At 58.4% G+C, this 17422-nt stretch carries 17 protein-coding genes; 11 read left to right on the forward strand and 6 right to left on the reverse strand.

The genetic code is table 11. The features are described 5' to 3' along the window. The first annotated feature begins 61 nt into the window (after positions 1 to 61). The gene (locus JZX89_RS08450; RefSeq protein WP_207133789.1) at positions 62 to 970 is read left to right on the forward strand and encodes an extensin-like domain-containing protein; all 909 of its coding nucleotides are present in this window, start codon (positions 62 to 64) and stop codon (positions 968 to 970) included. Positions 971 to 1040: 70 nt separating this feature from the next. On the opposite strand, the gene JZX89_RS08455 is transcribed toward JZX89_RS08450, so the two are convergent. Then, entirely contained in the window at positions 1041 to 3281 is a 2241-nt protein-coding gene (locus tag JZX89_RS08455) for a TonB-dependent hemoglobin/transferrin/lactoferrin family receptor (protein WP_207133790.1), read from the reverse strand. Between the two features lie 354 nt (positions 3282 to 3635). Here JZX89_RS08455 and JZX89_RS08460 point away from each other — a divergent pair, with 354 nt between their 5' ends. Both JZX89_RS08460 and JZX89_RS08465 read left to right on the forward strand, forming a co-directional pair. Then, positions 3636 to 4157, forward strand: a complete 522-nt coding sequence (locus JZX89_RS08460; RefSeq protein WP_149899996.1) for a TIGR00645 family protein — start codon at positions 3636 to 3638, stop codon at positions 4155 to 4157. 100 nt (positions 4158 to 4257) lie between these two features. After that, on the forward strand, positions 4258 to 4974 hold the full coding sequence (locus JZX89_RS08465) for a helix-turn-helix transcriptional regulator (protein ID WP_149899997.1): 717 nt from the start codon (positions 4258 to 4260) through the stop codon (positions 4972 to 4974). A gap of 26 nt (positions 4975 to 5000) precedes the next feature. Here JZX89_RS08465 and JZX89_RS08470 read toward each other — a convergent pair whose 3' ends face one another. The 3 genes from JZX89_RS08470 to JZX89_RS08480 all read right to left on the reverse strand — a co-directional run bounded on the left by JZX89_RS08470 (position 5001) and on the right by JZX89_RS08480 (position 7611). Further along, on the reverse strand, positions 5001 to 6158 hold the full coding sequence (locus JZX89_RS08470) for a DUF2333 family protein (RefSeq protein ID WP_153514932.1): 1158 nt from the start codon (positions 6156 to 6158) through the stop codon (positions 5001 to 5003). Positions 6159 to 6399: 241 nt separating this feature from the next. After that, positions 6400 to 6852 carry a pseudoazurin gene (locus JZX89_RS08475; protein ID WP_207133791.1) on the reverse strand — a complete coding sequence of 151 codons (453 nt, stop codon included), beginning with the start codon at positions 6850 to 6852 and terminating at the stop codon, positions 6400 to 6402. Positions 6853 to 7029: 177 nt separating this feature from the next. Further along, a complete protein-coding gene (locus JZX89_RS08480) occupies positions 7030 to 7611 on the reverse strand; it encodes a thymidine kinase (RefSeq protein ID WP_149900000.1) in 582 nt (193 codons plus the stop codon). Between the two features lie 385 nt (positions 7612 to 7996). Between JZX89_RS08480 and JZX89_RS08485 the strand changes: the two genes are divergently transcribed. The 4 genes from JZX89_RS08485 to JZX89_RS08500 all read left to right on the forward strand — a co-directional run bounded on the left by JZX89_RS08485 (position 7997) and on the right by JZX89_RS08500 (position 11850). Then, on the forward strand, positions 7997 to 8899 hold the full coding sequence (locus JZX89_RS08485; RefSeq protein WP_369809539.1) for a choline ABC transporter substrate-binding protein: 903 nt from the start codon (positions 7997 to 7999) through the stop codon (positions 8897 to 8899). Between the two features lie 188 nt (positions 8900 to 9087). Then, the gene (gene choW, locus JZX89_RS08490) at positions 9088 to 9939 is read left to right on the forward strand and encodes a choline ABC transporter permease subunit (protein WP_149900002.1); all 852 of its coding nucleotides are present in this window, start codon (positions 9088 to 9090) and stop codon (positions 9937 to 9939) included. Further along, entirely contained in the window at positions 9936 to 10982 is a 1047-nt protein-coding gene (gene choV / locus JZX89_RS08495) for a choline ABC transporter ATP-binding protein (protein WP_207133792.1), read from the forward strand. Before choW ends, choV begins: the two co-directional genes overlap by 4 nt. Positions 10983 to 11526: 544 nt before the next feature. After that, positions 11527 to 11850 (forward strand): ArsR/SmtB family transcription factor, encoded by a 324-nt coding sequence (locus JZX89_RS08500; protein WP_046797913.1) that lies wholly within the window; start codon positions 11527 to 11529, stop codon positions 11848 to 11850. A 140-nt stretch (positions 11851 to 11990) separates the two neighbouring features. Here JZX89_RS08500 and JZX89_RS08505 read toward each other — a convergent pair whose 3' ends face one another. Then, positions 11991 to 13166, reverse strand: a complete 1176-nt coding sequence (locus JZX89_RS08505) for a DUF3095 domain-containing protein (protein ID WP_207133793.1) — start codon at positions 13164 to 13166, stop codon at positions 11991 to 11993. A gap of 286 nt (positions 13167 to 13452) precedes the next feature. Here JZX89_RS08505 and JZX89_RS08510 point away from each other — a divergent pair, with 286 nt between their 5' ends. The 4 genes from JZX89_RS08510 to queF all read left to right on the forward strand — a co-directional run bounded on the left by JZX89_RS08510 (position 13453) and on the right by queF (position 16568). Further along, a complete protein-coding gene (locus JZX89_RS08510; protein ID WP_149900005.1) occupies positions 13453 to 14559 on the forward strand; it encodes a branched-chain amino acid ABC transporter substrate-binding protein in 1107 nt (368 codons plus the stop codon). A 68-nt stretch (positions 14560 to 14627) separates the two neighbouring features. Beyond that, on the forward strand, positions 14628 to 15029 hold the full coding sequence (locus JZX89_RS08515) for a glyoxalase superfamily protein (protein WP_207133794.1): 402 nt from the start codon (positions 14628 to 14630) through the stop codon (positions 15027 to 15029). Between the two features lie 154 nt (positions 15030 to 15183). Further along, a complete protein-coding gene (locus JZX89_RS08520; RefSeq protein ID WP_149900294.1) occupies positions 15184 to 16086 on the forward strand; it encodes a cation diffusion facilitator family transporter in 903 nt (300 codons plus the stop codon). Between the two features lie 17 nt (positions 16087 to 16103). After that, positions 16104 to 16568: a preQ(1) synthase gene (gene queF, locus JZX89_RS08525; protein ID WP_207133795.1), complete on the forward strand. Its 465-nt coding sequence runs from the start codon at positions 16104 to 16106 to the stop codon at positions 16566 to 16568. A 25-nt stretch (positions 16569 to 16593) separates the two neighbouring features. On the opposite strand, the gene JZX89_RS08530 is transcribed toward queF, so the two are convergent. Further along, entirely contained in the window at positions 16594 to 17340 is a 747-nt protein-coding gene (locus JZX89_RS08530) for a DUF2076 domain-containing protein (protein ID WP_207133796.1), read from the reverse strand. Positions 17341 to 17422 lie beyond the last annotated feature (82 nt).

A 17422-nucleotide genomic window follows, 5' to 3' on the forward strand; every position in this document is an offset into this window, starting at 1 on the left:
GAACCTTACCGGCCGCTGCTGCGTTGCTCTCCTGCCGAAACGGTCAGGAGTGCCCCATAAAATGCTTCATCGCCTGTGTCTTCTGGTAACCAGCTTCGCATTGATTTCCGCCTCGGAACCCCCGGCGCAGGTGCCGGTGCCACAGCCTAAACCGGGTGAGGCGCAATCCTCCACCCCCTCGGAAAAACCCGCCGACGAAAAGGCGAAAGATCCGGTGGAAGCGCCGAAACCGGTCCCGAAGCCGCAGGTTCCGGAAGAGCAGAAACCGGATGGTGAAAAGACACCCGCTGATAAGGGTTCCGATGATGCAAAGGGGAAAAGTGAGGGCAAGAACGGCGGAGAACAACAGAAACCGGCTGACGAAGCGGCAAAACCGGAGGAAAAACCGCCGGAGCCGGTAAAGCCGGAAGACCCGGCGGCACTTGAGGCCTGCCTTGGCGCGCTGAAGGAAATCGGCGCGGAATTCAAGAAGCTTGAACCGATCCGGGACGAGGAACAGGGCTGTGGTATTGAAGCGCCGATTGAGCTTTCCGTGGTTCTGCCCGGCATCAAGCTCGAACCTTCAGGCACCATGCGCTGCGAAACCGCGCTTGCTCTATCGCGCTGGACAGAGGAAATGATGCTGCCGGCGGCGGCGCTCGCTCTGCCGGAGAGAAAGGTCACGGCGATCGCCAATGCCTCCACCTATATCTGCCGCAACCGCAACAGTGCCGAAACGGGCAAAATTTCCGAACATGCCAAGGGCAATGCGGTGGATATTTCCACCATCGCTTTCGATAAGGGCAAGCCGCTGGTGATGAAACCGCGCGGCGAGGATGGAACGCCGGAAGGCGCCTTCCAGCGCACGATTACGGCCGCCGCCTGCCTGTTCTTCCGCACCGTTCTTTCCCCCGGCAGCGATGCCACCCATCAGGACCACCTGCATCTCGACGTACTGGAGCGAAAGGGTGGTTATCTCTATTGCCGCTGACAAAAAAGGGGCGACCCGTAGGCCGCCCCGACTGGAGATGATGTTCTGGAGATGATGTTTCTGCCCGGTTTTAGAATTTCTGGGTCAGGGAGATTTTGAAGGTGCGTCCGGCTTCCGTATAGAAGTCGACCGGCTGGTTCACGGAGCTGACGGCGTTGGGATTAACGTCGCGAACGCCGACCGCATTCCAGTATTGCCTGTCGAACAGGTTGTAGACGCCGGCCTGAATGCGCAGGCCCTTCGTCTGTTCAGGCTCCCACCATCCGGTCAGGTTGAAGATACCGTAACCGGGTGCGTCAAAGGTGGTCGCCACCTTGTCGTCACGCATTCCGGAGGAGAAGATGCCGGTGAATTCCGTGCCCCAGGTTTCCTGCGCGTAGCCGACGCCGACGACGGATTTGAACGGCGCGACCGTGCGAATGAACTCATTCGTGTCGGTGTCCTTGCCATAGGCATAAGCGAGCGAGGCATGGGCGAAGAAGCCGTTTGCCAGTTCCTTGCGGACCTTGGCTTCCACGCCGGAGATTTCGACATTGTTACGGTTGCGATAGGTGAAGAGCGAGCCGTTGCCCCTGCCGCCGAAACCGGGGAAGAGGGTGGTCGATGTCGTGTATTGCTCGATGAAGTTCTTGTATTTGTTGTGGAACAGCGTCAGGCCGCCTGTCAGGTCGCCGGAGGCATAGTTTGCGCCGATCTCAAAGCCATTGCTGGTTTCAGGGTTGAGGGCGGAGTTACCCACCACCGCGTAACCGGAACTGATATTCGAGAAGTTCAGGTACAATTCATTGATTGTCGGCGCACGATAGGCCATCGACCATTGTGCGAAGAGCTGCAGTTCCGGCGTCACGTCATAGGTGGCAAGCAGTTTTGGCGAGAAGCGCGAGCCGCTGTTGCCGCTTGGCAGGCCGAACGTGTTGTAACCGCTGTTGCTGGATACTGAACCATCCGGATCGTAATCATAGGAATCGAAGCGCAAACCGGGGGTAAGGCGGAAGCCGTTGCCAAACGCGATTTCGTCATCGAGATAAAGACCGAGGCTCTTGCCGCTCACGTCAGGCATGTCGGACTGCGACGAGGAGGTCGAACCGGCCGTGTTGGCGAAAAGCTCCTGGCTGAAATCGGTCGTCATGGCGTTGCCGCCGAAACGGACCGTGTGCTGCACACCGCCGAGTTCGAAACCGGATTCAAGGCCGCCGACGATGCCAAATGCGCTGTTGCGCATGCTGTCTTCGCGGATATAGAGCGAATTATTGGTCAGTCGGTCGCCAGCGCCGGATTCCTTGGAAAGACGCGTCCAGTAAAGCGACAGATTGGCGGCATCGATCAGGCCGTCGGTCGAAGGCGCGTCGTATTCGTAATCCAGCGATACGCGGTCGCGCTCGGTGTCCTCGTAGCCCCTATAGTCGCCGATGCGGTAGGTCGATCCCGAAACGCTGACACCCTGCAGGGTCTTCATGTCGCTGCGGTTTCTCAGCGAATAACGCTCGGCTGTCAGGCCGATGCGATGGCCGCCTTCAAGATCCTGACGGATCTTGAACATCAGGTTGCTTTCATAGGTGTCGGCCGGGTTGGGCTTGGTGCGGCGCGTTCCGTAGATATCGGCGGTGCCCTTGTTGTCCGTCTCGTTGCCACGCTTGTAGGAGCCCTGGAACAGAACAGAGGTGTTCTCGATCTTCTTGGCCACGGCGAGCGATCCGCCGACGCTTCTGTCCTCGCTGTCATAGGTGGTTTTGGCAACGCCGCCCCAATCTTTGCCTTCGCCGATCAGGTCTTCCGGCTCGAGTGTGCGCAGCACGAGCGCGCCGCCAAGAGCGCCGGAGCCGATACGGCTGGAATCCGCACCGCGCACCACGTCAACCGTGGAGAGTGACGAAAAATCGAAACTCGAATTCGTATCGCTGAGCGTGGTGGTGGCCTGCCCCTGGCGGGCGAAATTGTTGAAGTAGGGAACGGGAATATTGTCAATCAGCGTTACGACGCGAGCGCCACCGAGGCCGCGAATGAACAATCCGCCGGGTCGGCCGGGCTTGGAATCCACGTAATCGACGCCCGGCTCGGTCGAGTTTCCGAGATCCTTGATGCTGCCGATGTCTTTCTTCCTGATCTCTTCCGCCGTCGTCTGGCTTGCGAGCGGCGTATCGGCGGCGGCGTTTACGCTTTTGACGCGCTTGCCCTTGACCACGATCTTTTCAAGCGTCGTCGTGTCGTTCGCCTGCGAAGCGGCATCCTGCGCCCGTGCGGGGCCGGCAAGCGGCAGAAGAGACATGGCGGTGCACAGAAGCAGCGCGGAATGCGTGCGCGAGATGGACATTAATTACCCCCGGTAGGCGCGCGAATAGACACGGCGCGCAAAAACGCGCCGCACTTGTGCGCGGCTGAAAATGTTCTGAATTGTTACGGGCGAGCCGATAAGCGAGGACTAGAAAACATGATGATAACTGTCAACATATTATATATGACTTTTTGCATCATGTTTTAAAGCATAACGGTATGTTGCAGAAATGTTACAGGCTGTAGTGGCGTCTTCCAGACGCCGAATGCGGCAAAAAACGCCACGATGCCGCCAAAGTCCCGACATTGCCGCTTGCTAGGATATTCGCAGCCAGTTTACATGGCGAAAGAAAGCATGCTCCAACAGTAAACAAATTATTTATCGGATACGGAAATGAAGTCTCTTGAACTGCTCGTCGAGCGGATCATCCTCTCCAGCCGCTGGCTGCTCGTCGTTTTTTATCTCGGGCTTGTCGCGGCGCTGGCGGTTTATGCGTTTTCCTTCGCGCTCAAGTTCCTGAAGGTTGCAAAAAACGTCTTTATTTACGACGAGTCGGATATGATCCTCGCCATGCTCGGCTTGATCGATGCGGCGCTGGTCGCCAGCCTGATCGTCATGGTGATGATTTCCGGTTACGAGAATTTCGTCAGCCGCTTTGATAATGCGGATGCCGAGGTTTCGTTTCTGGGCAAGCTCGACGCCGGCAGTCTGAAGATCAAGGTCGCGTCGTCGATCGTGGCGATTTCGTCCATCCACCTGTTGCAGATATTTCTTAACGCCAACCAATATTCGGACAGCAAGCTGATGTGGTTCACCATCATCCATCTGGCTTTTGTCGTCTCGGCGGTTATGCTCGGTTTTCTGGAAAAACTGATGGCCAAGCCGAAGGACAAGTCCGAAAACCCAGCGCTTTAATCCAGGTGGTCTGCCCGTCATGAAGGTCGCAACCGTCTTCGCCCCAGCTGTCTGTTTCTCACATTGGGGTATTTTGCGCCCATCGGGTGGCGGTGGCTGAATGTCGAAAACGGAGCGCCAGGCCAGACTTTGCCGTGACCTGTCGGCCGCCGCCGACAGGCAGCAATGGCTGATGGCGCTGCTAGAGGTAATGCGCGCGTTCGGCTATGCGCATGTGACGCTGATGAAATTACCCGGCGGCAGCAATGCCTATGCCTTGCCAACGGTTGTGGAAAGCAGCCTGCCGGTCTGGGTTGTGAATGCGATGACCGCGAATGGTGCACTTGGCGAGTGTCCCGTTATCAAGCGTGGCGCCTCATCGATGATGCCGCAATACTGGTCGCTGGACGACGCGGATATTGCCTGCGGAACGCTGGCGGAAGCGGGGGCATCGCTTGGCAGCATCGGCATCACCTCCGGGCTCATGGTGCCGGTCAGCGGCATGAGCGGAAACCGGCATCTGATGAATTTTGCGGGTGATCGCGATGCCCTGTCGCAGGCGTCGCTGAATGAACTGGGCATGATCGTGCTGCATGCTCTGGAGGTCTATGATCGCCTTTGCCGCATCGGCTCGAAAGGCCCGTCGCCCTTGACGAAACGCGAACTTGACGTGGTGCGCTGGACCGCGCAGGGCAAGACTTCCGTGGAGATCGCCGAGCTTCTCTCCATCTCGGAGCACACCGTCAATACCTATATGAACAACGCGATGCGCAAGCTCGACTGCGTCAACCGCACGCAGCTGGTGGCAAAGACCATACGTCGGCGCCTGATAGACTGAGCCGGCCGCAAAAGCCGGCTCCATTGTCAGCGGTCGAGAACGGAGCGAAGCTCGACGAGGTTGGAACGAACCCGCAGCACGTAAAATCCCATGGTGGCAAGATGCGACGGCATGATCCAGCCGCTTTCGTCGCCATTGGAAATGATCGCCGGCTGAATGCGAAGGGCGGCGCGGGTCTGTGTCAGCGTGTCGTTCCAGAGGTTGGTCAGGTTGCGTTCGCGAATGACCTGCGCGAAATCCGATCCGGCGGCAGACAATATGCCGTAATAACCGTAGAGCTGGCCATAGGCGAACCAGAAACGGTCGTCGGCACGGGTGTCGAACCAGCCGCCATTATAGTTTTCCGAACGCTCGCGCAGAATAGCCGATGTGGAGCCGATATCGCCGGCAATGCGGTCGATGAACTGGATGAGGTTGTCGGCGCGGGTATCGAAGACGGCCTTGCAGGCGGTCAGTTCGCCGTTGAAAGCCTGGAAGCTGCGGATGGCGGCGCGGTAATAGCTGGGCGTTGGCGTCTTCGGGCCGAAGGGGTCGAGGCCGAAATACCAGGAATATTCGCTGAACTGCATGTTGCCACGCGCTTCCTGGAGATTGTTGTTGATACCAGAGGTCCCGCGCACGCGGCCAAGCGTATCCACCAGTTCCACCGAGGTACGGCGCACCGCCTGGTTCACGCCGCGCTGGAAGGACGCCTTGTTGTCCAGAAACGGCGTGCTGTCCCAGTCCATGCCGAAGAGGCCGAGACGGTAGAGCAGCATGGAGGAAATCCACGCATTCTGATTGACGTTGAAGTCGGTGAGATCGATGGCGGCATCGACGATGGCTGAACGCTGGCACACCGGTGCGGATGTGTTTGCGGCAGCGCCAGTCGCGCCGGCGGACGCAGCCGGGGTCGCTACCGGTAGTTCCAGTCCGGGAGAAACCGTTCGCTCCGCCAGCTTGTAGCGCGCCACGTAATCCGGGTCGAAATTGCTCCAGACCTGCGTTTGCCAGACGAAATATCCATAAAAGCCGGCAAGCAGGATGAGAACCAGAGCGATCGGTCCCTTGATGATCCAGTTGCGGTCGCGATACCAGCCATGGGCGGCCATGAAGGGCCACAAAAGCCAGGCGACGACCATGCCGGCGGCCTTGCCAATGGCGTTGAAGGCTGCCTGAATCAATGCGGTGATCCGGTCGATCATGTCGTCATAGTCTCCTCTGCCCGTGGGGCTGGACGCCGGAAGAAAAATCCGCGGTTCAATCGGGCGCCCTTCGGCGCTTCGGAAAAACCACGGTCATTTACTGTCTTCCAGATATGTCCCGGTCAACCGGGATACAACATGATTGCGAAACTTTTCTCAACCTGCGGTCCGCGTCGGCTGTCCGGTAGGCTAAGATCGCCTGACCGGATACCAGCCGCCGCGGAGCCGCGGGGATAGGCGGTTACAGGCCGAGCTTGGCGATCTCGGCGTTCAGACGGTCGCGGGCTTTTTTCGGCAGCTTGCCATTCTTGACGGCATCCAGATTGGCCGGCGGCGCATCGCCCACGACGACCAGCGCTACCATGCCCATGCCGAGATGCGGTGTGCATTTGACGACATAGGCGCCTTCCTTGTCGACCGTGACCTTCACCGTCTCGTTCATCTTGCCCTTGAAGTCGGCGACACCTTCGGGGATCATTTCCTTGACGGCTGCCGCATCATGGCCCTTGTCGACCGGGACGAAGGTGATGACGTCACCGACGGCGGCCTTGACGCTTGCCGGTTCGAAGACCATCGCCTGGCCGTCGCTGCCCTTGTTGAGCATCTTCACTTCGATTTCAGCCGAGAGGGCGGGAAAGGCGAAAAGGCCTGCGATGATGGCGAGGCTGGCGAATTTGGCAGTTTTGTTCTGCATAATTTTGCTCCTGAGAGAAAGCACATCCACGCGAATGTGTCCCCGTCGTCTTAGCGCAGGAGCAGGGCAGCCATCTTTGCGAAAAATCAAATGCGGCAACCGGACGCAGAGTTAGAGCGTTTCCGCTTTCTTTGAATCGTGAAAACGCTCTGACTTTTCGTTCAGACGCATTTTGCTCTAGCCGCCCTTCACCGTTTCCACCCAGTGGCGGCGGCAGAAGGAAACGTATTTTTCGTTGCCGCCGACATCGATCTGCGCGCCTTCCTTGACGACATTGCCCTCATTGTCGAAACGGGCAACCATCGTCGCCTTGCGGCCGCAATGGCAGATGGTGCGGATTTCGCGAAGTTCGTCGGCAATGGCGAGCAGTTCTTTCGAGGCCGGGAAAAGCTTTCCCTGAAAATCCGTGCGCAGACCATAGGTCATGACCGGGATGTTCAGCCGGTCGGCAATGCCGGCAAGCTGCCAGACATGGTGTTCCGACAGGAAATTGGCTTCGTCGATGAATACGCAGGCGACCGGGGCTTCGGCGTTGAGGGCCGACACTTCGGCGAAGATATCAGTGCCTTCGTCGAAGGTCCGGGCGTCGGAAGAAAGGCCGATGCGCGATGCGACCCGGCCGGCACCCGCCCGATCGTCAAAGGCGGCCGTGAAGATCAGCGTGCGCATGCCGCGTTCCTGATAGTTATAGGACGCCTGCAGCAGCATGGTCGATTTACCGGCATTCATCGCCGCATAATTGAAATAGAGTTTTGCCATTATCCACTCCCGGAGCGCCTTTGCGTCCTTCAGACGCGTCGCAACCATGCTCCAACTTGTTGAATCGGCGCATTGCGCCTCGCGGAACCGATTCTGATTCCTGAACCGATGCTGCAATCTGCGTCTTTTGACGGCGAAGAAGCGGGTTGAAAAGTGCGGAGATGGAAAAAACACAGATTTCCGCGGCCTGCCATTCTCGACATTACACGGCTAAAGACCGACATTTTCACGGTTTTGTCGCAAACGGTGGGCCAAAGCACGCAAATGCACGCGAGTTGATTGTGGCCGGCAGATATTGATAATGGCAAGGGAACGAAAAAAAAGGGAGCAAACGATGTTTGCAAATAGAAGCCGCTGTCTGGCCCTGGCCGCAGCAATCTCCTCCATGACGTTCAGCGCGGCCAATGCCGCCGAGCCGGCAAGTTGCGGTACGGTGCGTTTTTCAGATGTTGGCTGGACCGACATCACGGCCACAACGGCGACCGCCACCGTACTTCTGAAAAGCCTGGGTTATGAAACCGACGTCAAGCTTCTCTCCGTACCCGTTACCTATACATCCCTAAAAAACAAGGACATCGACGTCTTCCTCGGTAACTGGATGCCAACCATGGAAGGCGATATCGCGCCTTACCGCGAAGACAAATCTGTTGAGACGCTGCGTGAAAACCTGACGGGCGCCAAATACACGCTGGCGACCAACGCCAAGGGCGCCGAACTCGGCATCAAGGACTTCAAGGACATCGCCACCCATAGCAAGGACCTCGGCGGCAAGATCTACGGCATCGAGCCGGGCAATGACGGTAATCGTCTGATCCTCGACATGGTGGCCAAGGACAGTTTCGGCCTGAAATCTTTCGAGGTGGTGGAGTCCTCCGAGCAAGGCATGCTGTCGCAGGTTGCCCGTGCGGAAAAATCCGGCGAGCCGATCGTTTTCCTCGGCTGGGAACCGCATCCGATGAATGCGAATTTCAAGCTGACCTATCTGACCGGCGGTGACGAGGTCTTCGGCCCCAATCTCGGCGGCGCGACGATCCATACCAATGTGCGCAAGGGTTATGTCGAGGAATGCCCGAATGTCGGCGCTTTTCTGAAGAACCTGCAATTTTCCCTGCCCATGGAAAACGAGATCATGGGCAAGATCCTGAATGACGGCCTTGAGGGCGAAGCGGCAGCGACCGCCTGGCTGAAGGCCAATCCGGCAGCGATCGAGCCCTGGCTCGCCAACGTCAAGACCAAGGACGGCAGTGCCGACGCCTTGCCCGCCGCCAAGAAGGCACTGGGCCTCTAACGCAAGACTATGCATGACTGCAATCCGGCCTGTGCGACAGGCTGGATTGCAGCGGGAAATAACGATGCCCATGCGTGACCCCAGCTCGCGAGTTTCGTCGCATCGCGGGTCGCGCGCCAGCACCGCGTCCGGCAGTTTTGATGCCGGCCGTCGTTTCTGCATTTGTTCACGAAAGGTATTTTCTTACCGTGGAATGGCTCAGCGCTCCTGAAAACCGCCTGCCTGTCGGCCGATATGCCAAGGAGGCCATCGATTGGCTGACCGGCAATCTCGCCTTTTTCTTCGATTGGCTTTCTTTCATCTTCCAAAGCGTCATCAACGCCCTGCTTTATGTTTTACAGGCGCCGCATCCGCTGATCATCGTCGCGATATTGACGGCGCTTTCGGCCTGGACGCGCCGTTCGGTTGGTATGCCGCTCTTCACGGCGCTCGGCCTGTTGCTCATCATCAATCTCGGTTACTGGAAAGCCACGACGGAAACGCTGGCGCTGGTGATGGCCGCGAGCGCCGTGTGCATGATCATCGGCATACCGCTCGGCATATTAGCGGCACGGCGCAAATGGATCTATGCCGGCATGCGCCCGGTGCTGGACCTGATGCAGACTATCCCGACCTTCGTCTATCTTATCCCGGCGCTGGTGCTGTTCGGCCTCGGCATGGTTCCCGGTCTCATCGCCACCGTCATCTTCGCCATTCCGGCTCCGGTGCGACTTACCCGCCTCGGCATCGTCTCGACGCCGCCGGCGCTGGTGGAGGCGGCGGTTGCCTTCGGTGCGACGCCGTCACAGGTTCTGCGCAAGGTGGAGCTTCCCTTCGCCGCGCCGCAGATCATGGCGGGTCTGACCCAGACGATCATGCTGTCGCTGTCGATGGTGGTCATCTCCGCTCTCGTCGGCGCCAATGGGCTTGGTGTTCCGGTGGTGCGCGCGCTCAACACCGTCAACATCTCCATGGGCTTCGAGGCGGGACTGTGCATCGTCATACTGGCGATCGTTCTCGACCGGCTTTTCCGACTTCCCGGTGCGGAGGATGACCTATGAGCGACGCCATCATCTTTGGAAATGTCGATATCGTTTTTGGTGACCGGCCCGATGCCGCCCTGCCGATGATCGACAAAGGCAGTACCCGTGACGAGATCAATAGCGAGACCGGGCTGGTGCTCGGTGTCGCCAATGCTTCGCTTTCGGTGAAAGAAGGCGAGATCCTCGTGCTCATGGGGCTTTCCGGTTCCGGTAAATCGACCCTGCTTCGGGCCGTCAACGGGCTTGCGCCCGTGGTTCGCGGCAATGTCGGGGTGAAGGCCAAGTCCGGTTATGTCGATCCCTATCGCTGCCCGGCGAAGGCGCTGCGCGACCTGCGCACGCATACGGTTTCGATGGTGTTCCAGCAATTCGGTCTTCTGCCCTGGCGCAATGTGGCCGACAATGTCGGCTTCGGGCTTGAGCTTTCCGGCACCCCGGAGGCAGAACGCAAACGCATGGTGGCCGAGCAGCTGGAGCTGGTGAACCTGTCTGCCTGGGCCAACCGCAAGGTGGGGGAACTTTCCGGCGGCATGCAGCAGCGCGTGGGGCTGGCGCGGGCCTTCGCCACCGGGGCGCCGATTCTCTTGATGGACGAGCCGTTTTCGGCGCTCGATCCCCTCATCAGAAGCCGTTTGCAGGACGAGCTTCTGGAATTCCAGAGCCGGCTGAAGAAGACCATTCTCTTCGTCAGTCACGATCTGGACGAGGCGTTCCGCATCGGCAACCGCATCGCCATGATGGAAGGCGGGCGCATTATTCAGTGCGGTACGCCGCAGCAGATCGTCAAGCAGCCGGCGACGCAATATGTCGCTGACTTTGTGCAGAACATGAACCCGATCTCGATGCTGACCGCCGCCGACGTGATGAAACCGGGTGTCGACGAACGAAACGGGCGGCTGACCGTGGCGGCTACTGCCCGTCCGTCATCGCCGTTGATCGATATTCTCGATGCGCTCGCGAAACATTCGGGCGCGATCGGCGTCGTCGACAATGGCGCCATCATAGGCACGATTTCCGCAGATGAGATCGTGACCGGGCTGACCCGGCACCGAAAAAAATAATATTTTTTTCTGCGAGAAAAGCATAAAGGGCCTTCAGCAATGGATGGCCCTTTATGCTTTTAAAGGAACCCCTGTGACGCAAGTTATACCTTCCCATGGTAGCAAAGAATATTTTTGATATCATAAGTTATGCATTAAAATAATTACTAATAAAAATCATATTGCAAATTTCGAGAAAATTGCGCAAAGTTAATCTAGATTCTGTAGCCCGTTGCTAAATTTAAGGTGGTATAAGATTGAAGCCTCAAAACCGGGCACTGGTCGTCAAGATTTATACGCTCAAATTTTGATCGTTTACTGCTTATAAATACTACTGCTAATACATAAGGTTATTGCTAAATTGATAAAAATCAGGCAAAAAGATTATAATTTAGTCGCGATGTCTTAAGTAAATAAATGATCAAGAATAGTCTTTGAAAGGGACACGATATAAGCAAGATTTAGGTATATACAACGTATCCGCCGAATTATAAAAACTTCTTTTGGAACACCTATTATAGCCACCATGACGGTCTTTCCGACTGTCATCAGGAGACTTGAGCGTATGGATAACCAATCTCTGTCGGAACATAGCATCGCCGCTGCAGACTTGCTCTCAGCGATGGCGAATCCCAAGCGCCTGATGATCTTATGCACGCTGGTGGATACGGAAGTGCCGGTCGGTGTTCTCGCTTCGCAGGTTGGTCTCAGCCAGTCCGCTCTTTCGCAGCATCTTTCCAAATTGCGTGCGCAACGGCTGGTCAAGACACGACGGGATGCGCAGACCATCTATTATTCCAGCAATTCCGAATCCGTCAAAAAAATCCTCGCCTCCCTCGAGGAAATTTATTGCCAGGTGCAGAAGAGCAGCAGCAAGACCGCCGCTTGATCCCACGGCCATTTTCAGGCCTTCGCGGCAATATATCCGTTGAAACCGGCGCACGACGCCGGTTTTTCGTTTTCAGGTCCTGCGTATGGATCGAAGGGGCCATTCAGGCTAAAGAGATACGCCTCTCACAAGGGCGGGTTTCAGAAGGATTGCGCCGCCTGCATCTGTCGTTTTAGGCGGCTCGACGCAGCCGCATATCCGCCGTCCGCACCGTCCACGAAATGCATGTGATCCCGCGAAAGCGGCGAGGGCACGATGCAGGTCATCAAGGCGGCCTCCTGTTCGTGCAGGCCAAAATAACAGGTTCCGGACAAGCGGGCCTGTTCCAGCCGCGTTTGGATTTTTTCGAGCCGCGCGCTGTCTATGTCCACCGTCATCTTCAGGCCGTCATCGAATTTCCTGAAATCGGTATTGCTGGCCACCGAGCGTCGGTAACGCTCCGCATTGAACCGCCCGAGCGACAGCCCGGTCAGGCCGAGGAGATTGACAAGCAGGCTTTCGCCGAGGATGCGCAGCGAACGGCGCTTCTGCCCCCAGCCATCGTGATAGGCCGCGCCAGCCTTTGCCTCCAGACCGAGGCCTTCTCCAACAAAACCGAGTTTCGGCCCGTCCTCCGGCACAGGGTGGCCATTTCTTGCGTCCTGCGCGGCAAGATCAACGAGATCGACGACCAGTTGCCGGAAGGCGGGCATATCCTGCGACGGTCCCGGCACGGCGATGATCGACACCACCTTGCCATGGGTGGCCGGAATGGGGTTCCAGCGGCATGAGAGGCCGGTGAGATCCGGCCGCTCGCCCGCTGCGGCTGCTGGCAGGGTATATTGCCCATCCTTCATCCGCGCTTCCGCCCAGCTGTTGCCGCCGCCTGAAAACATGGCGTAGGACACATCCTCACTTGCCTGAAAGCGGGCTACGCGAATATCGAACCCGTTTGCGCGGATGTCCTCTATGGGGACCAGGGCAACGCGCATCGAAAGGTCGAGGTCGTCCTTCACCCAGCGCTGCACGTTCGAAAGGGCGGTGCCTGCAAGCGGCAGTCCATTTGCCGGCACGGCGACGGCCGCACCATCGCCGCCGAAGACGAAGGGCAGGTCGTGACGGCCAAGACTGTTCGAGACGCCTGATATGACGGCCGCGCCCGCCATGTTGACGGCCTTGTATCTGCCGGCGCCGATCGCCGCCGTCGAATCGACGATATCGGCGATGGCCAGCCCCCATCCCGCCGGCAGGGCGCGGTAAAGCGCCGGGTCTGCCACGTCCTCAAAATGCCGGAAGACGGGAAGGCCCGTCAGAAATGCGTCATCTGCTGCGATCATGCCGGTATTATCCACTTCTGGCGGCCAAACGCCAAGGGTTTACGACGGGTCGATTATCGGTTCTGATGGCGCAATCATGACGGGCGGGGCGATTGATTTACAGGTAATAGACCTTATCCAACAAAGGTGACTTGCATAAATGATCAAACCTTCCGTATGAGTTGAGATTGAAGGCTCGGAATTCAAACATGGAACGAGTTTTCGCCGGGAGGCGTCCGATAAGTTTCATTCGGTCAACGCCCATGGCGCTCACCGGGTCCGCGACCCCTTTTAAGGAGACACCAGGATGAAACTGAAGACATTGACCAGCGTGACGCTTGCAGCGTCCTTCGCATTCGCACCCCTTGCCCATGCCGAAATCGTCATCGGCCTGATTGCGCCGCTCACCGGTCCCGTCGCCGCCTATGGCGATCAGGTCAAGAACGGCGCCCAGACGGCAGTCAATGAAATCAACAAAAAGGGCGGCATCCTCGGCGAACAGGTCGTGCTGAAGCTGGCCGACGATGGCGGCGAGCCGAAGCAGGGCGTTTCCGCGGCCAACCAGCTCGTTGCCGAAGGCATTCATTTCGTCGTCGGTCCGGTGACGTCTGGCGTCGCCATTCCGGCGTCGGATGTATTTGCCGAAAACGGCGTGCTGATGGTCACTCCCACGGCGACCGCGCCGGGCCTTACCAACCGTGGCCTTTCCAACGTCTTCCGCACCTGCGGTCGTGACGACCAGCAGGCCGAGGTTGCGGCGAAATACGTTCTCGCCAACCTCAAGGACAAGAAGATCGCCGTCATCCATGACAAGGGTGCTTACGGCAAGGGTCTCGCAGATGCCTTCAAGACGACGCTGAATGCCGGCGGTGTTACCGAAGTTCTCTATGACGCGCTGACACCCGGTGAAAAAGATCTTGGCGCGCTGACGGCCCGCCTGAAATCCGAAAATGTCGATATCGTCTATTTCGGCGGTTACCACCCTGAAGCCGGTCTTCTGGTGCGCCAGCTGAAGGACATCGGCTCCAAGGCTGCCGTTATCGGCGGTGACGGCCTGTCGAATAGCGAGTTCTGGAACATCGGCTCGCAGGCTGGTGAAGGCACGATCTTCACCAACGCTTCCGACGCACTGAAGAACGACGACTCCAAGGCCGCAGCCGAAGCGCTGAAGGCCGCCAACATTCCGGCGGAAGCCTTCACCCTCAATGCTTACGCCGCTGTAGAAGTGCTGAAGGCCGGCATCGAGAAGGCCGGAAGCGCCAAGGATGCTGAAGCGGTTACCAAGGCTCTGAAGAGCGGTGATGCTTTCCCGACAGCAATCGGCAAGGTCACCTATGGCGAGAATGGCGACCTGACGTCGCAGACCTTCTCGCTCTTCAAGTGGCAGGACGGCAAGATCGTCGCCGCCGAATAAGTTGACGATACCGGCCGCACCCGTTGCGGCCGGTATTCTTTCGTGGCCTGAAAAAGGGGCAGGTGAGAATGGGCGACGCCGGAAAGCACAGCCTTTCAGAAATCGGTTTCGAACGAACATTCCCGATCGTCAGGATTTTCGACGAAGCCAAGGCGCGGGAATTCTATGTCGATTTTCTCGGTTTCGAGATCGACTGGGAGCATCGCTTCGGCGAAAATTTTCCCCTCTACATGCAGGTATCGCGAGCGGGAATGGGGCTGCACCTCAGCGGCCATCACGGCGATGCGACGCCGGGCTCCAACATCTTCGTCACCATGCACGGCGTTCACGCCTATCAACGGGAACTGGTGGCGAAAGACTATCGCTTCCTGAAGCCGGGCGTCGAAGAACTGCCCTGGGGCGATGTGATGGAAGTCATTGATCCCTTCGGCAACCGCATCCGTTTCTGCGAACAGAAAAGCGAGGATTGAGGTCCTTGCTGTGACCTTGAGGCTCTTGACCTTGCCTGCGGTTTGAACGATAGAAACCCCAATAGCGAACCGCGCGCACGGAGACCCCGTGCGCGCGGTTCGTGCGTTTTGGCAGTCGGTCATGCAATTCGTTCGCATCCGCACGGGGGCAAAAATGAACAGTGAAGGCAATGCACTGGTAAGGAAGCTCGCATTCTGGGGCATTCCACTTTCTTTCGGCGTGCTGGGCCTCAAGCTTCTGGCATGGTGGGTCACGGGGTCCGTCGCACTTCTGTCTGATGGTCTGGAATCGACCGTCAACGTTGTCGCGGCCTTCATCGCCTATTTCGTCATCCGGTATGCGCAGAAACCTGCCGATGACGACCATCAGTTCGGCCACCACAAGGCGGAATATCTCTCGGCTGTCGTGGAAGGCGTGCTGATCGTCGTTGCTGCGCTCCTGATCGTGCAGGAGGCATGGGGCAGCCTCTTCAATCCGAGGCTGCCGGAAGCGCCGGTTCTCGGTCTTGCCATCAACGCCTTTGCAGCCGTCATAAACGCCGTCTGGGCGACGACCCTGATCCGCGTCGGCAGAAAATACGCCTCGCCGGCGCTGACCGCCGACGGTCATCACATCATGTCCGATGTCGTGACCTCGGCGGGTGTTCTCGTCGGTCTCATTCTGGCGCTTCTGACGGGTTACGCCATTCTCGATCCGCTGCTCGCCATACTGGTTGCCATCAACATCCTGTTTCAGGGATCGAAGGTCATCCTGCATTCGCTTGGCGGGCTGATGGACCGGGCGGTGGAGCCGGAGGAGGACGAGGCGATCAAGAAGGCGATTGCCGAACATTCCGGCGGCGTCATCGGCGTGCATGATCTCCGGACCCGCCGCGCCGGTTCGGCCGCCTTCATCGATTTCCACGTCGTCGTTCCCGCCACGATGACGGTGCGGGAGGCGCATGATATTTGCGATCGCCTTGAAGATGCCATAAGGGAGGTCATACCGGGTGCCAGCCTTGCCATTCACGTCGAGCCGGAAGGCGAGAAGGCGCATGGCGTCAAAGTCATTTTATGAATGAACAGGAGTTTTCCATGTCCGTGACGGATGTTTCCGGCCTGTCGCAGCTGGGCACGAAGGTCGATACGCCTGAAAGCCCGGAAAAGGCCATTCTCGAAAAGGTGCCGAACGGCAATGCCGGCACCGATTATGTTGTGCGCTTCACCGCGCCGGAATTCACCTCGCTTTGCCCGATGACCGGCCAGCCGGACTTCGCCCATATCGTCATCGATTATATCGCCGGCGATTTCCTGGTGGAATCGAAGTCGCTGAAGCTGTTCCTGCAATCCTTCCGCAATCACGGCGCCTTTCATGAGGATTGCTCGGTCTATATCGCAAAGCGGCTGGTGGACCTGTTGCAGCCGAAATGGCTGAGGATCGGCGCTTACTGGTATCCGCGCGGCGGCATCCCGATCGACGTCTTCTGGCAGACCGGAGCGGTGCCCGAGGGCGTATGGCTGCCGGATCAGGGTGTCCCGACCTATCGTGGTCGCGGCTGATCCGGCTGTTTACATGATTGAAGGCTCAGGCGAACGAACCGTCGTCGCCTGAATCGGAATCCGTATCGTCAGCGCTGTCGTCATAGTCGGCCTGCTGGATATCGTCATCGTCGTTATTTTGCGGGTTGGCGCTGTCGCCGTAATAATTGTTGACGACGGTTTCCTCGACGGGGGCGTTGCCCGCAGGACTGCTCCCGCCAAAGGGTGAACCCAGCCCGAGCGACGACATATGGCTGCCGAAAATGCCGCTCAACGAATTGGCAAGCAGCATGCCGCCGGCGACACCGGCGGCGGTGCCGAGCGCGCCTTGCAGAAAGCCACCGCCTGAACGCCCGACGGCAGTGGGCTGCTGGCTCCACGGGCCAACGGGTTGTTGCTGGCCGGTCGGCGATCCCCAGGGGCCAGCCGTCTGGTCGGCGGTATCGTTGCGCCAGGATGTCTGTGGGGCAGGGGCAGGCGTCGGCGCGGGTGGCTGCGGCTGGCCGGTGCCGAAGATGGAACTCAGAAAACCGCCCTGCGCTGCCGCCTGTGGCGCGGCATTACCGCTTTCCAGTGCATGGATGCGGTCTTCGAGCTGTTTGATGTGCGCTGCCGCTGCTTCCAACCCCTTTTCCTGAACGATCACCGCCTGGGCGAGATAATAGGGGGCTGCTGGCTGATCGCGCACGGCGTCCGCGATCAATGTTTCCGCCTCGCCGTCGCGTGGGGTGGCGGATGCGGTTTTGGTCCTGTCGAACAGGCCCTTGAGAAGCTGGCTTTCTTCCGGTGACATAGGCTGCCTCCTTACCGTGAAGCGAAAATCCACGATAAGGAGGTAGGCGCAAATTCAGGCTTTTCAAAGCGGCCGGAATTTT

It is taken from the genome of Agrobacterium burrii (assembly GCF_017313405.1).
Classification (GTDB): Bacteria; Pseudomonadota; Alphaproteobacteria; order Rhizobiales; family Rhizobiaceae; genus Agrobacterium; species Agrobacterium burrii.